Here is a 14696-nt window from a genome sequence, read left to right as displayed (position 1 = left end):
CTATCACTCCTTATTTCCCTGGTGTCGATGTTCCACCAAGTTGCGTTAATTGAGATTCATCACAAATGACTTGTTTTAGGAAATCTTCAGCTTTCATTCCTTTTGCCTCTGGATCGCCAGTATCCAATTCAGCTTGTGTTACATCGTTACATAACAATGGATCTGCTGTAATTGTGTAAGCAATGTCATCCACAGTCATTTCATCACCTTGTGTTTTCCAAGATTCTTCTACTGGAGCAACCGTACATTTTGGATACCAACGTACTATTTTTGTTCCATCATTTAAAGGGAATACAACACCTACTGCGAACTTTGGATACGCCTTCGCCTTCGCTGTTTCAAAAGACACACCTTTTTTACGTGTTTTAGCAAAGATTTTATCTTTCACTTCACGATTTAGACCAGCAAGATTAAAAGCTAATCCAAATGCTGTATTTTTGACAATATTTATGATTTTTTTATTAGACGCCCATTTTGTAAAGTTGGTAGATGTCGTCGAAATTGTTAAATCTGTAATGTTTGTTTGCTTATAAGTTATGTCCTCATAGGTTGGTAAGGCATTTGTCGATTCATTACCTTTCATCATACATAGATATAAATCTTCGATACCTACCGTGTATTGAATTTCTTTATTTTCAATTGGCATGTCTATCATCCTCACATTCTATCAATTATTTTTTGTGCCATCATATCAGCAATTTTGTCACCTTCTGCATCAAAGGTATTCTGGACAAAGTGTTTTCCTTTCACACGCCCCTTACCTTTTGCTTTTTTATGACCATGTTCAACTAAATACCAATACCAAGCTTCCTCTTTAAATTCCACAGATACACGATCATCTTTCACAACAACCTTTAGGCTATCACTTAAATGTGTCCGCTTGTTTTTATTGGATGCTTTGATTTTTGGTTTTAATTTACTCGCAAAATACTTGGCTGCTTCGTCCAATACATCCAGTTCGACCTTTTTATTCACACGTAATAGCGTATTAATATCTTCTAAAGCTTCAGAAAAGCCATTGTTATTGGAAGCCATTACTGGATACACCTCACATACGTGATAAACTGCGTGATAGTGTCGTCATTCTCGTCATAACCCATTCCATCAAACTGAGAATAAGACACGCCTACTGCATTAAAAACAGCCTTTAACGGCTCATAATCTTTTTCAGTTCCATTTGTAATAACAGAAATTTGATAAAGTGGCATATCTTTTAGAACCTTATTTGAAGCCCGTTTATGCTGTTCATTCACAAATTCATACACAATGTAAGGATATTTTGCTGTTGTAGGTGCACTATCACGATAAACTGGTATACCAGATTTCCTCATGATATCTCGTAACTCTTGAAAGCTAATTTGCATAGGACAATGACACCTCCATTAATCGATCTTCTTCACGTACATAAATACGCTCAATATTATAGATACGGCCACCAACTTTTACACGATAATCCTTTTGATTATTTTCAATGTCACGATCGATACGGACTTCAATTTTCTTTACAATTTCATTCGTATCTTTCGTTGTAAATTTATCAGTGGCTGTAACCCCAATATTATTATAACGAATGTTACGTTCTAACGGATATCCCATCACAACACGGTCATTTTCCGAATCAATGGTTTCTCCTAATTTAAGTAGCTCACCCATCCATTTGAGTTTATTCGTCTTTCTCTTCATCAGCATAAACCTCCTGGACAAACATCGGCGTTAAAGCATCAAGAGCTTGTTCTAATTCTTTTTCAGCAATCCTGTAATCATAGTAAATACCGGCGACCATAATAATTAAATACTCGGTCTGCTTGCCTGTCGCATTTCTTACATAAGTCTTTGCTTGATTGATATAAAAAGAGAGCATAGAATCATCCATGCCCTCTTCCCAATGAATATGCGATTTTAATTTCTCAGTTAAATCACCCATATTAAGCGCCCACACTAGTTATTTATAGCAATAGCATTCGATTTATCATCCGTTCCAATCCATGTTCCACCTGTTAATTTTCCAGCACCATCAACAGTTAAAGAAATAGATTTCACACCAACACCATTGGCACCGTTCGTTCCATTTTTTCCATCAGCGCCTTTCGCACCAGTATCACCTTTGTCTCCTTTCAGACCTGGGCTTCCCGTTTCGCCTTTATCTCCTTTAGGCCCTTGGACTCCTGCTACATCAATTAAATCTGTAAAATCTTGTTGCGTCGGCTTATATCCCGTCACAAATAACATTTTTAATTCTTCTTTTGTTTTTCCCATTTTGTCATCCCCCCTATGAAAGTATCAAACTCTTCTCAATTACCGCTTCTCCAATCGGAAGCGGTTCATCAGGGTTTCGTCGGCGTACCATCCTGCAAGACGTACTTATAAACTGGTACTTCAAATGGAGAATAAATTAATTGAGCATCTAGTAAGTTCCAGATGCGGAAACCTACTCGGTTTGTACGCGAGAATAACTCAACTAATTTTTGTACTTCTAATGATCCAATGACATCTTGAATATAGAACTTAGAGAAGTCACCGAAATAGAGTACTGGTGTATCTGGTGAATCAGGAATATCAATTGCATCTTCTTCCTCAACAGGGAAGCCTAACAATGTATAACCAATGCCGCCCTCTGCTTGATTAAATGGACGAAGTAATGGGAAACCATCATCAGTTTTCATTGTTTCAATTTTTGTTAGTGCTGCTGTATTTAATACCCATCGTGCTTTTTTACGTACTTCTTTAACAGGTGTATTTTTCATTTTCACTAATGCATCATAAAGATTCTTTTCATCAGTTTTAAACTCGACAGCTTTCTTTGCTAATGCACCATCATTGATGTTATTCGCTTCATCACCATTCACCATATATTGCGTTTCCTTACGAACATAAGCTTTTTTCAACTCGTCCATAACAATTTGTTCAATTGGTAAACCTGTACGCGCTAATAATTTTTTCGTTACAGTTGCAAGTGCATCGAACTCCGTTGGTGATAATTCGATTTCATCAAATTCAATATCCGTTTCCGGAATTTCGTTATTTGTTCGCTCGTTTTTATGACCCTGAGCTTCTGCCTTTTTAACTAAAACAGGGTACTTAATGTTCTCTTTTGTTTTTACCCCTGTCCCTAATCGGCGTAAGAAGTTTTCTTCTTGAGCATACGTAATAATTTCTTTACTTAAGAAATCTGGAATCGTAACAGAACCATTTCCAGTAACTAATCCTAATGCACGAGCTTCTCTTTCATCAATATTACCCACAATATAATTAGCAAAGGCTGAACGAGTTTCCTTTTCTTTGTTTTTAGTAGATTTATGACCTTTAGTAGAAAGACCTGTTGCAATAGCTGCCATGATTTCAGAACGTTCTTCTTTTGGAATTTCATTTGTTTGATTTGGATCTTCTTTTACTTCTGGATCTTCTTTTTTATCTGGATCGTCATCTTTCTTTTTGTCTGGATCTTCTTCCTTTTCGTCTGCTTCTAATTTTGCTAATTCATCAGCAAGAGTTTTCGCTTCTTCTGTTAATGCTTCCACTTCAGCCTTAACTGCTGCTAATTCTTCCGAACGAACTTCATTTTTTTCTACTTTTCCTTGTAATTCTGCTAATCGAGCTTTATTTCGTGCTTGAGATGCTTTTAAGATTTCTTTTAAGTTCATTTTAATTTTCCTCCAGGACTTTTTTTATTTGTTTAATAATGTTGTTTCTTTCCTCTGTATCATCTTCCACAACTGTTTTTATAGCTGCTTCTTCACTTCTCATTTCAATCACGGCAGTATTTTCGCCCCTAGTTTCAATAGAAGTTGCAACATAAGCTGGCGTCATGTCCAAAATAGAAACTTCTAAAAGCTCTAATTCTTCAATAGATCGTTTTTGAACACCAGATTCACCTTCTTCCCATGAATCTTTTTCAGAAACAAAACCAAATGACCAACCACGTAATTCTTTATTCCTTGCCTTCTTAATCACTTGTTCATCTGTAACCGTAGCAATGGCTCTTAAACCAATATTGTCTTCATATAATTCCAGATTTCCGTTTTCAATAGAGCCAAGCTTTCTATTTTTATCGTGGTTAAAAAGTAAATCCACATTCTTTGCTTTCTTTAATGCCCTTTCAAATGTTTTAGGAACAATTCTCTCTTTGAAATATCCCCTTGGAGAAGGCAACATGCGACTTTCTCTGTCCACAACATTCACATAACCATCAAGTATGACTTGATTCCCTCGGACCTCAATTTTCATTCTCTTCACCTCCTCCCAATGAACCATCGTTCGCTTCTTTCTTACCGATTTCAGTTACATCATTTGAAATATAAATAGCTTGTGATTCCTTTGTATTTTGTTTAGGGAATCCAAGCATATCAGCGACATTATCAGGTGAAGTAATAGCTGTACGCACAAGGTTGTAACCAATATTCGTTTTGTTGCTATACGTAACAAAATCAAGAATATTAATCTTGAATTTAATTCGTTTCCCCGAATTTTGACCATAAAAAAGAAGACTCAAATGGTCTTCAAAATTTTTCATTATTGGTCTAACTGCCTTGTTGTGGATATACATCATTGCTTTCTCAATATCTTCTTTGATTAGCTCTGTGTATGTATCCACATTTATGCCTAAATACTTACCTAAATCTTTTTTATATACATTTAGGTATGCTAGGGTCTTTTCGTCGTCTAACGGGCTTTTAAGTGTGTCTATTAATACCCTTTTCCAAGAGGAATCATTTTTACAGACCTTGCTTCATCGATTGATTCCAGTTGATCTAAAATGGCATTGATTAATTTTGACTGCGCTCCATTCTGTGGATTGATATGGGCATCTAAATGTAACAAGAATGCTAATAGTCCACCCTTTTTATATTTGTCAGTTAAAGTTTTCTCGGCTGACATAACACCCTCAAGTGTATCTCTTCCCAAATCAAGAAGGCCTTTTCCTCTTAAATGATCTGCGCCAATATTTTTCACATGACGAATCATAAACGGAGGAATTTCGTGACCACCAATATTAAAATGCTCTACTAAATTATCATCTAACTCTGTAAATACATTTGAAGCTACATGTATTTGAGCACCATTTAATACAGGGAACGTTTCTCCCTCGAGTAAATAAGTATTCGTCATTAATTTAATGAATTCAGATTGTGTAAGATAATCATTCGGATTCTTTAAAATACGAAGTGCAATATCATCTTTAGTTTCATTCCCGAATTCATCTTCCACAACGATATCAGCCAATACCATTTGATTACTGATATCTTGTAACAACTCGTAAACATCGCTAGATTGTAAGATGTTTGAATCTGTAACATACACACCACCATAACGAATACTCTTTCCTAAAACATCATCAAGATAACCACGCTTTTCAGCCTTTTTAAATAAGTAATTTGAAAATCTATCCCTTAAACCCAATTTTTCACCGCCTCTCTATCGATAAATATCACCAATCAATTCATCCATACCTTCTTCAGTTATGCTATCCATAACCATCATTGTTTCTTTATGAGCAACTAAAAAAGCCACAAATCCATCAATCTTCTTTTTGGACTGTCGCTTACTTGGGGCTTTCATTCCGTTAATATTCGTTACTACTACAACATTAAGGGCGCAATAAACAAATAAAGGATTGTCTGTAATTAAACGCTTTTCATAAATTAGTATTTCTGAATCATCAATCATCGCATTCATAACATTAGGGAATTGATTTACAGCAATACATTCAAGACCCATGTTCTCAAGTTTTTCAATTAATTTTTGTGACATTGCTGGATCATAGTTTATTTGTCGTACGTCATATACATTCATACATTCCACAATGTAGTCCATAACCTGGTCTTGGTTTATCATCTTGCCATCACAAAATGTAACGAAACCACGTTCAACCATATCGGTATAGGGAACATTATCTTCTTTTTCTCTAAATTCAATATTATCAGTGGGAATAAAGTACATTTGTTTCACTTTTAAAATTGAATTGCCTTCCTTATCATGAGTAGGAAAATTCAAACTTACACAAGTTAAATCCGTTGTTTTCGATAAATCCAATCCTACATAACATATTTCTCCTGTGAGATCATCCAAATCTTCCACAAGCACATGTTGAACTTGATCATGTTCAAAATAATTGTCTGCACTATTTACAAAGACATTTAGATGCTTGGAAAGAAATTCCGCTTTTGAATGTGCGGATTGTTGCGCTTTTTTATACTCATTCTCGAGTTGCTCCATCGTAACAGAAACACCAATATTCGGATTCACCATCTTCCATACTGTTCTATCCGTCCAGTCATACCCTTTGTTTGGCTCCCAAATTGCAACAAATAAAGGATCATCATTATCTTTTTCCAACGCTTCTTTTGCAAGTTTATATACACGCATTCCGACGCTCGATGAGCCTTTACCTGCCGTTGAAATATTCAGCATCATGGGCTGTTCACGAGATACCTGGGCAGATTTTAAATTATCGTACATGTCCATGTTTTCTTGTGCATGTAATTCATCGTTCAATACAAAATAAGGGTTCTTTCCCTCAAGACCCTTCGTGTTTTTCGTTAATACCTTAAATTTATTCTGATAAGCAATACCATTTTTATGATATCGGTACATGGCACCACTCACTGTACCATTGATTCCTTTATACACCTGTGTATGTCGTGCCAACGGTTCCGAGTTTTCTATTGCTTGCGCAATAGGTTCCGCTGCATTTTGTGCTTGTTCATAATCAGATGCTGCACAATAACAATCCGCTCCCAGTTCCAGTTCTCCATACATCGCATAGAGCAGTGCACCTGCGGCAATAATTGTTTTCCCATTCTTTTTTGGCACTTGCACATAGGCCTCTCGAACAACACGGACATCTTTCCCTTTTTCATTTTTACGATACCAACCATACATATTAGCAAAGACAAACATTTCCCACAATTCTAATTCCATCAATTGACCGGCCAGTGGTCCTTTCACATGGCGGATGAAAGATTGAACGAAATCTAACATTTCATTTGCTCGATCTACTTCAAACCAAATATCTTTTCTTTTTTTCCACTTCTTATATCGCTCTACCGCAAGAATGATCGATTTCGGGTATTTCTTTTTATGCTCCATGACGTGACTTGCATACTGATCCGCATAGTTCACGCCTAGTTTAATCATCATGTAGATTTCCGCCATTTGGCTCGATGAACTGCTAATTCATCTTTTGGTTCATTAGATTGCATATTTTCATTGTTTCTTGGTGTTTTTTGTAAACTTTTCCCCTTATTCGTCATTCCGAGAGCTTCTAACATTTTATTCTTCTTATCATTCCAAGTTTCAACTTGTTGAGCGAGCGGATGTTTCATTTCATTTACTGCTCCAGCCTTGTTTTTATGCGTTTTTGTAGGAGCAAAACCATCAGCTTTCCATTCTTCAAACATCGTTTTATAAATGATAAAAGCATCTAAATAATTATCAATTAATGGTTCTAAGGAAGGTGTGAAATTGTCATCTTCAGTCAATAATTTTATGATTCTATTTCGTTCTTCATCCCTTGCAACATCTAGCATTTCCAACTTTTTCTTCTTTGACATGCGAGCCATTTTCACACCCCCCTTCATTTTAAAAAAATGGCGCAACTATTAATATGCCCCCCAAGCTACCTATCCTCCCCAAAGAGGAAATTTTAATTTTTGATAGGGGGGCTTCCAAAATAACTCGGAAAAACTTTTTTCGGTTTATCTTCATTTTCTTCGATTGTATGACAAACTGGACAAAGTAATCTGAGGTTATCCTCTTCTAATTTAAGAGTTGGATCTTTTTTGATTGGTATTACGTGGTGAACATGAGCACTTCGACCAAAGACGAACCTTCCACATCGTTGACAGCAACCATTCTCTCTTTCGTAAACTTGAGACCTGACAAGCTTCCATGCATCCGTACGATAGAATGGTTTGTTCTCATGATGGTAGATGTTCTTCTTATCCTTCTTCTTCCTCGGCTTGTTACGCTTATGTTCTTCGCAGTAACGCCCTTTGCTTATCTTGTTATGGCAGCCATTGAAGTCACAATATTTCATTCAGTATCATTCGTTAATTGCTCAACGACATAGTTACGAATTGTTTCTTCTTTCTTTAACTTGCCTGGTACATCGATGCCATTATCTTTAGCAAAGGATAGTAACTGTTCAGCATTCATATCATTCAAGTTAATTTCAGTATTGGCATCAATTACTTCCACACCAATTACTTTATTATCAGCATGCTTAATGATCATACTCTCTGGATTAACAGTTACTTCGAATCCTTGTTCTTCACCAGTTGGTACAAATAGACTTCGTTTTTCTTTGTTATCCCAATACTCTATACCCGATATTGTTTTTCTATTTTCAATAATCATTTACTTGCACTCTCCTTTTCAAAGATATAATCTTTTGTCACCCACCATGAAATTGATACTGTCCTGTGAAGTATCTCTTGCCAACTTATTCAAATCTCCACTATGCAACGTTAAAGGCATCTCTACAACACCTATATAATTTTTGTATAATAAAAGAGCAACCGTGCACCAGTTACCCTTTCGTCAATTTCTTATGTTATTACTATAATCGATATTTTCAAGAGTTTCGATTCACTTTAGGAGTGAATCTAAATGATACCTTCGCGCTCTACGAATTTAATCAAACGAACTATTTCAGCATGTTTCTTTTTAATATGGCTAGAGCTATAACTAATTTCTTCAGCTATTTGTTCCAACGTCATACCATCCACATATTTCATTTTAAGTATTTTATTATCCAACCCGCTAAACCTACTAATTAATTTTTTCAGTTTGTACATATCATTCATCTTATGTGCTAACTCATATTCAATTGCTTCAATACGTTCTTCTACCTTTGCACCTTCCGATTCAGCAGTTAAACGGACGTCTTGTAAATCACCATGAATCCAGCGTTTTAATTCTGTTTTTGTTTTATCTAGATTATATTCTAAATAGGCAATCTCCTCTTCTAACCTTTGATATTCTTTCAGCCAATTGAACAATGACGATACACCTACTCTCGTTCCTGTTATTTCTACCTCACCACATCTACACTTTTATAATTTTGTAATTCTATACACACATCGGTTTCATGTTTACTTTAGCCCTCTTTTTTTAAGGTGATGATACAAACTGTTCCGACTACACCCTAATTGCTGACAGATTGCTTGATAAGTAAGTCCTTTTTCACGAACATGACAGCTTGTTTACATCGTTCATCCCATCTTTTATGAGCATTTTCTTGTATTTGTTTTCTGCTTGTTGACTGCCATAATCCCATTTTTTTGAGTTGCTTCTGCAACGTGTTCACTTCACAGTTTACTTCTATAGCAATTACATACATCGGTAGTTCTCTTTGTAACATTTCTAAAATTTTCGGCATCAATTCTTCCCAATTTTTCCGTTTCGGATTTTCTCTGACTTGTCCTACACAAGGAGCTAATTTTTTTCCTAATCTATACAATTCTTCTCCAACCTTACAATTCTTCAAACAATACTTCGGAGACTGATTTGCCCGATATTCACACGTTGCGCAATGCTTGTCTTGCAAATCTAATATATACATTCTTATTTCTTTTGCATTCATGGTGTGGACTCCTCAAATTTCTCTATTTTTCATGATGACAAGGTAGGTTACAGATAAGCCCTTCAAAAACACACCTTGCATTCTCAAAACTCATTAAACATACTTAGCATCCATTTACAGATACTTTACCCTTCTAGATACCTATGGTATTCAGAAAGAATTCAACCCCCGATTTCCTAGGTTTCTGTCAGTCTTTTTTCTTCAAAACATACTTTTGTTTCACTTTATACTCGTATACATGATGTACCTAGCCTGCTATATGCTTTCATGTTTTCCTTCCTGCATAAAATTCTAATTTCTGCTCATACTATCCATAAGCTGGTGAATAGCTGAATCTATTGAAAACTGAGACCTGATTTAACGAAATTTCTCTTATCAACTGGGCAGTTAGCATTTGCTAGCTGCTTTGTTGTATATATTTTTATACTTTGGATATACTATTCATACGCCAATTTTTTGAATTTGCGATTCACCTAATTTCCTCTCAGGGCTCTCATATAAGAGTCCTCTTTTTTATCTCCTAAAAAGCCCCCAATTTAAAGTAATGTTTCGCTTGATAATAAAAATGATGATAAATCCAATTCCCACTGAATTTCTTATCCAAATACACGATTTCAAAACCGTATTTTGCTTTAAATGTATTTAGCCTTCCCAGTAACGCTAGTGGATTGTATTTGGAATGATACTTCCCTTGCAACATCTTCTCATATCCATGTAGGTCCTCCACAATTAAGGTGAAGGGAATCTCTTTTGATCGAATTAATTCATTCTCAAATGCTGTTTGCGTATTTTTTTGTAAATTTCCTGTGATTTCATCCATATGGGCTTTCCGTTCTACTCGGCTATCTAAATAGATATCACGAAATATGCCCAGCTCTTCATTTTTCGGTATCATACAGCCGTAATCGCCAGTATCTAATTTTTGATTTTTTATCGATATTCCCTTTTGATGTAAATAATCTCGAATATGAGTATTATCTTTCTCTCTCGTATCCATCACGATGGTGAGTGTTTTAAGAATGTTATTTATTTCCGTATCGGTATAACGATAACTGATCATGCTCCTACTCCTTTCTTCGCATGCATAACTGCACGTTCATATATCTTCCTTGCCATCGCATTCGATTCATCATTTTCAAATGGTCGATAATCTTCATACACGTCTGTCCATCCATTCTTCGCAAGCACAATCGTCCAGTCATAGAACATTTGTAATGAATCTGTATCAGCAAGCAACCAATCATGTAACTTTCGGGTATGTTTCCAACCAGAAAATTCATAAAAAATCTTCAAGATTGTAATCTTTTCGTTGTTTGCATCCTTCCAGGACTTAAACCAAGTATCAATACCATTGAAATTTTTCTCCGCAGCTTGCATTACTTCCACAGGAATTAAGTTCTGTCGTTTTATTCCGATTCGTCCATCACTTGGATCAAGATAGATATTTGCACCCGATTTCCAAATTAAACTTATAATTTCTAATACTTGCATGGAAGTAATCTCACTCCCCACCTAGCTGATTTACCTTTTGATTTATGCAATACTCCAATTCGATTTTTAGTAAATCTATAAGTAAATCCATTCCTACCAATAGGTTTCAAATTATGAGCTTTGCAATATATTAAATAACGCTTATATAAGTTTTCTAATAGCTCAAAACTCTTACTATCTCGTTCAATATTTTCCTCAATAAATTTTTCAAACATTTTCATTCATCCATTCTTGTTATCAAAAGTTATTTTAAAGTGTTACTGAAAAACACCTAAAATAAGCGATGTGTTACTTTTTGAAATCAACACGAGCCTTACAGCCCCAAGGGATTCGAGAATTTTGTTACCCATGTTACCGTATGAGACCTTTAGCGCTCCTAATAAAGAATATATATATATTTATTTTTTGTTTATGGTTGTACTTAGTAACAAAAGTAACAAAAAGAGTATAAAAAGCACCTTGAACCATTGGTACATAAGGGTTTTAAGAGATTTTAAATGTGTTACTTTTAGTAACACTTTCGCTATTTTCATCGTTTTTCAGTAACTCTGACTGCTTAAAAGTATTTTTTCGGTCTGCTAAAGTAACACCTTTGATGTAATACTTATTTCGGTTGCCACGTTCTCTCTTGAAACCTTGCGTTTCTAAAATTCGATAAAACGCCCTGTTTTTCAATTGATGCTCACCATTTCTGAAACACCAATTAGCGTAAACTTCGTACAATTCTTTTGCTTCAATCTGATAATCTTCTCTTTTGAAACAACATTCGAACATGAACGTACCAAGAATATCCATTTCCTCTTTATAATCACCTGTTGCTTTCCTAACAATCGCTGGATCGCTTAATCCTGACTGCTGCCACTTCAGACAACCTTCAATCGCCCAGTTCAGAATACCCGGCATTTCCAAGCTAAGTTTTCTCTGGCAATTTCTTATCACGTTTTTCTTTAGGTAGCTGTAGATTGAATGGAATCAAACGAATACGTCTCCAAATCCCTTCATCCACACCTTTTATAACCGGCTTATGATTTGTAGTGAAGAAAACTTTAAATTCAGGTATGAACTCGAAAAACTCTTGTCTTAAGAACCTTGCTAATACAGGCTCACCACCTGTTATTTGCTTGACAAAGGTCTCTGAGAGTTGCTCCCCATCTTCACTTTCGATGGCGGATACAAACCGGGCCCCAGCCAACCTAGCAATATCATTATTCGCTCCTGTTTCTTTCTTCTTGATAAAAGTATCGGACTTCGCTTGTCTTCCATAATCACCCATAAGGTCCTTAATGATATTGATAAAAGTTGATTTTCCGTTGGAACCTCCACCGATTAAGAAGACCATGATTTGCTCTGTAATTTCTCCAGTAAGAGAATAACCAATTAGTCGTTGCATATAATCCGTCAACTCTTGATTTCCTTGGAAAATTTGTTCTAAAAACTTCTGCCACTCTGGGCATTTTGCTTGCTCATCAAATGTAACATTGGTGATTTTTGATAGATATACCTCCCGATTATGTGGACGAAGCTGACCCGTCTGTAAGTCTACCATTCCATTTGCAACATTGAATAAATATTTATGGCTATCAAAATCTTCACGCGCTCCTGGGACCAATGGCATAAGATCTTTGATACTATTCATTCTTACATTTCTACGCTCACACATACGTGCCCATTTTATTTCTGATTCATCTTCTGATTTAGAAAGACTACGGAGAACTTTTGCTGTAATTCTTTCAATTTCTTTCTTCGTATCCACTCTCCATCGTTTTCCATCCCATATATACCAACCGATATCATGAACGAATTTAATTACGTGGCCGTATTCATAAGCAATACGTTCCGCATTTCCAAGTTCCGTTAGTTTAAATTTCCTTTTTGGTTTGTCTTCCACAACTTCAGCTACATCTTCACTTATAAAATCAAATGAAAATTCATCGAATGGTTGCTTATAATCTAGAATTGTGGAAGAAGTAGATGAAATAGCCGTTGCTATCGTTCTTTCCCCATATGTTTCGTTTGTATCTCTGAAATGGATAACGTCCCATTTATCACGTATTAAGCTCGTCTCACGAAACATGGAATCCATTCGTGTTGCTGATTTCCCTGTCCAAAATGCTAAATGGTTACATAGAGAAAGGTCACTTGCCGAATGATCTTTATTAATTAGGCTTCCATTGTATAATGAGCGAATTTCATCGCCATTTTTACTACGGAACATTTTCTCCCATAAAGCATCATTTGAAATTTTGATTTCATCTTTTTCAAATTCTGCTAAATTCACGCGACCTTGTATGTCACTATCATCGAAATACTGTTCAAACACTTCTGCTAATTCATCCGTACGATCATACACATTATTAGAATTTTCTCGATTTCCAGTGAATGTGAAGAATCGTCCGTATGAGTAAATTTCTAAACCGTGTTTTGTATTTTTTCGACCAGTACTTAAAACAGATTGTGGAAGGCTACCTTTGATGATGATGTGGATGCCTTTCATTGATGGAGAAAATTCTGTGTAGCTATCTAATGTATCGATAATTTCTGTTGAGAATGCATTTGTTTTTCCGTCCACAACACATTTATCCAAGTCAATTCCCACGTAATTATCCTGTCTGCTAAAAACAAACCCGATACCGTCGTAGTCACCTTCTATATAAAATTTGACTGCAGTTGCAAAAGTGCTCCATGTCCTGCGATTATTCGCCTGTGCCATTTCGCCGTTGACTTGATACGGAATCTTTGTCGGTTTTCCATTCCTCTTCTCTTTGCGCCAAAGCACCCACTGAGGTAATTTTTTTAGTTCCGTAGGTATTTCATTGAAGTTATAATTTTCATTTTTCACAATTACTCTCCTTGTACTTATCTTTTGATTTCGAAAAATTAAGAAGTGCTTTTTCACCATAAAGTTCATAAGATTTTTTATCATACGCTAAAGCTGCTTCTTGCTCGGTATTAAACGTTCCTAGATAATACTGTTTTTTATTCTTTTTTATCCTGGCGGAATATCCATTCTTGTTCTCTGAAACACCCCTAAAATTCACTTTTTTATTTTTAGAGGATCTTGGTTGTGTTACTAAGTTTTTTTCTAATTCCAAACTTTTATCTCGTGTATCAATTCCGATAACATTTTGGTAACAACCTTCTCCCCACAATTTTAATGCAGCTTTATTCCAAACTATCGCCGCTTCGTCCTCGTTAACAAATAAACCTAAATGCTTATTACTTAAACGAGCTACCCATTTTTCATTTTGTTTATTCCAACAAACACCCCGATATTTTGATGATGAATTCCTTCTGCTTCTTTTAGTTAAATTTACTGCAACTTTCTTTGTAACTACTTTCAAATTACATTTACGAAAATCTAATTCATCCGAATTAATACGCACTACCACTTCATCACTTTTACAATTTAGGATTTGTCTTCCTAATGTAATTGTTCTTTTTTTTGAAATACGTCTATGCACATCGATTACGTGAACTCCATTTCGGCATGCATTCCAAACGAATTCATTCAGACCTTTAAAATCTTCATCATCAACAAGTGCAACCATTCCGTTTTGTAAAGATATTTCCTGAACCACTTTTCTACCTCATTTCGCTGTTTTAGGGTATAAAAAAGAGAAGT

The 14696-nt window shown here is 35.5% G+C and carries 19 protein-coding genes and 2 pseudogenes; all 21 read right to left on the bottom strand.

Annotation, left to right across the window (positions count from 1 at the left end; genetic code table 11):
- Positions 1-10: 10 nt before the first annotated feature.
- Positions 11-646 (bottom strand): major tail protein, encoded by a 636-nt coding sequence (locus MHI28_RS30375; protein WP_340828034.1) that lies wholly within the window; start codon positions 644-646, stop codon positions 11-13.
- Between the two features lie 11 nt (positions 647-657).
- Positions 658-1035 carry an HK97-gp10 family putative phage morphogenesis protein gene (locus tag MHI28_RS30370; RefSeq protein ID WP_340828035.1) on the bottom strand — a complete coding sequence of 126 codons (378 nt, stop codon included), beginning with the start codon at positions 1033-1035 and terminating at the stop codon, positions 658-660.
- The gene (locus MHI28_RS30365; protein WP_340828036.1) at positions 1035-1364 is read right to left on the bottom strand and encodes a hypothetical protein; all 330 of its coding nucleotides are present in this window, start codon (positions 1362-1364) and stop codon (positions 1035-1037) included. Before MHI28_RS30365 ends, MHI28_RS30370 begins: the two co-directional genes overlap by 1 nt.
- Positions 1354-1683 carry a hypothetical protein gene (locus tag MHI28_RS30360; RefSeq protein ID WP_340828037.1) on the bottom strand — a complete coding sequence of 110 codons (330 nt, stop codon included), beginning with the start codon at positions 1681-1683 and terminating at the stop codon, positions 1354-1356. Before MHI28_RS30360 ends, MHI28_RS30365 begins: the two co-directional genes overlap by 11 nt.
- The gene (locus tag MHI28_RS30355) at positions 1664-1924 is read right to left on the bottom strand and encodes a head-tail connector protein (RefSeq protein WP_078188244.1); all 261 of its coding nucleotides are present in this window, start codon (positions 1922-1924) and stop codon (positions 1664-1666) included. Before MHI28_RS30355 ends, MHI28_RS30360 begins: the two co-directional genes overlap by 20 nt.
- Before the next feature lie 14 nt (positions 1925-1938).
- Positions 1939-2256: a collagen-like triple helix repeat-containing protein gene (locus tag MHI28_RS30350; protein WP_340828038.1), complete on the bottom strand. Its 318-nt coding sequence runs from the start codon at positions 2254-2256 to the stop codon at positions 1939-1941.
- 68 nt (positions 2257-2324) lie between these two features.
- Entirely contained in the window at positions 2325-3641 is a 1317-nt protein-coding gene (locus tag MHI28_RS30345; protein WP_340828430.1) for a phage major capsid protein, read from the bottom strand.
- Position 3642: 1 nt separating this feature from the next.
- The gene (locus MHI28_RS30340; protein ID WP_139362598.1) at positions 3643-4224 is read right to left on the bottom strand and encodes an HK97 family phage prohead protease; all 582 of its coding nucleotides are present in this window, start codon (positions 4222-4224) and stop codon (positions 3643-3645) included.
- A pseudogene (locus MHI28_RS30335) lies at positions 4214-5397 on the bottom strand (phage portal protein). Before MHI28_RS30335 ends, MHI28_RS30340 begins: the two are co-directional and overlap by 11 nt.
- Positions 5398-5412: 15 nt before the next feature.
- Positions 5413-7137 carry a terminase large subunit gene (locus MHI28_RS30330; RefSeq protein WP_340828040.1) on the bottom strand — a complete coding sequence of 575 codons (1725 nt, stop codon included), beginning with the start codon at positions 7135-7137 and terminating at the stop codon, positions 5413-5415.
- Positions 7134-7559: a P27 family phage terminase small subunit gene (locus tag MHI28_RS30325; protein WP_340828041.1), complete on the bottom strand. Its 426-nt coding sequence runs from the start codon at positions 7557-7559 to the stop codon at positions 7134-7136. Before MHI28_RS30325 ends, MHI28_RS30330 begins: the two co-directional genes overlap by 4 nt.
- Before the next feature lie 83 nt (positions 7560-7642).
- A complete protein-coding gene (locus MHI28_RS30320; RefSeq protein ID WP_078188181.1) occupies positions 7643-8035 on the bottom strand; it encodes an HNH endonuclease in 393 nt (130 codons plus the stop codon).
- A complete protein-coding gene (locus tag MHI28_RS30315; protein ID WP_078188182.1) occupies positions 8032-8355 on the bottom strand; it encodes a hypothetical protein in 324 nt (107 codons plus the stop codon). The genes MHI28_RS30320 and MHI28_RS30315 overlap by 4 nt, the downstream gene beginning before the upstream one ends.
- A 248-nt stretch (positions 8356-8603) precedes the next feature.
- Positions 8604-8999: a hypothetical protein gene (locus MHI28_RS30310; protein WP_078188183.1), complete on the bottom strand. Its 396-nt coding sequence runs from the start codon at positions 8997-8999 to the stop codon at positions 8604-8606.
- Positions 9000-9092: 93 nt separating this feature from the next.
- Positions 9093-9161 (bottom strand): hypothetical protein, encoded by a 69-nt coding sequence (locus tag MHI28_RS30305; protein WP_254849831.1) that lies wholly within the window; start codon positions 9159-9161, stop codon positions 9093-9095.
- Positions 9146-9583: a zinc-finger domain-containing protein gene (locus tag MHI28_RS30300; protein ID WP_340828005.1), complete on the bottom strand. Its 438-nt coding sequence runs from the start codon at positions 9581-9583 to the stop codon at positions 9146-9148. The genes MHI28_RS30305 and MHI28_RS30300 overlap by 16 nt, the downstream gene beginning before the upstream one ends.
- A 520-nt stretch (positions 9584-10103) precedes the next feature.
- The gene (locus MHI28_RS30295) at positions 10104-10643 is read right to left on the bottom strand and encodes an ERCC4 domain-containing protein (RefSeq protein WP_340828042.1); all 540 of its coding nucleotides are present in this window, start codon (positions 10641-10643) and stop codon (positions 10104-10106) included.
- Positions 10640-11074 (bottom strand): hypothetical protein, encoded by a 435-nt coding sequence (locus tag MHI28_RS30290; RefSeq protein WP_340828043.1) that lies wholly within the window; start codon positions 11072-11074, stop codon positions 10640-10642. Before MHI28_RS30290 ends, MHI28_RS30295 begins: the two co-directional genes overlap by 4 nt.
- Complete coding sequence (locus MHI28_RS30285; protein WP_033692981.1) at positions 11062-11289, bottom strand: hypothetical protein; 228 nt, start codon at positions 11287-11289, stop codon at positions 11062-11064. Before MHI28_RS30285 ends, MHI28_RS30290 begins: the two co-directional genes overlap by 13 nt.
- 268 nt (positions 11290-11557) lie before the next feature.
- Positions 11558-13913 (bottom strand): annotated as a pseudogene (locus tag MHI28_RS30280) (phage/plasmid primase, P4 family).
- On the bottom strand, positions 13903-14652 hold the full coding sequence (locus MHI28_RS30275) for an AP2/ERF family transcription factor (protein ID WP_340828429.1): 750 nt from the start codon (positions 14650-14652) through the stop codon (positions 13903-13905). Before MHI28_RS30275 ends, MHI28_RS30280 begins: the two are co-directional and overlap by 11 nt.
- Positions 14653-14696: the final 44 nt, after the last annotated feature.

This window comes from Bacillus sp. FSL K6-0268, from assembly GCF_038005425.1.
GTDB lineage: Bacteria > Bacillota > Bacilli > Bacillales > Bacillaceae_G > Bacillus_A > Bacillus_A thuringiensis_S.
This window is presented reverse-complemented; position numbering and strand designations above follow the sequence as displayed.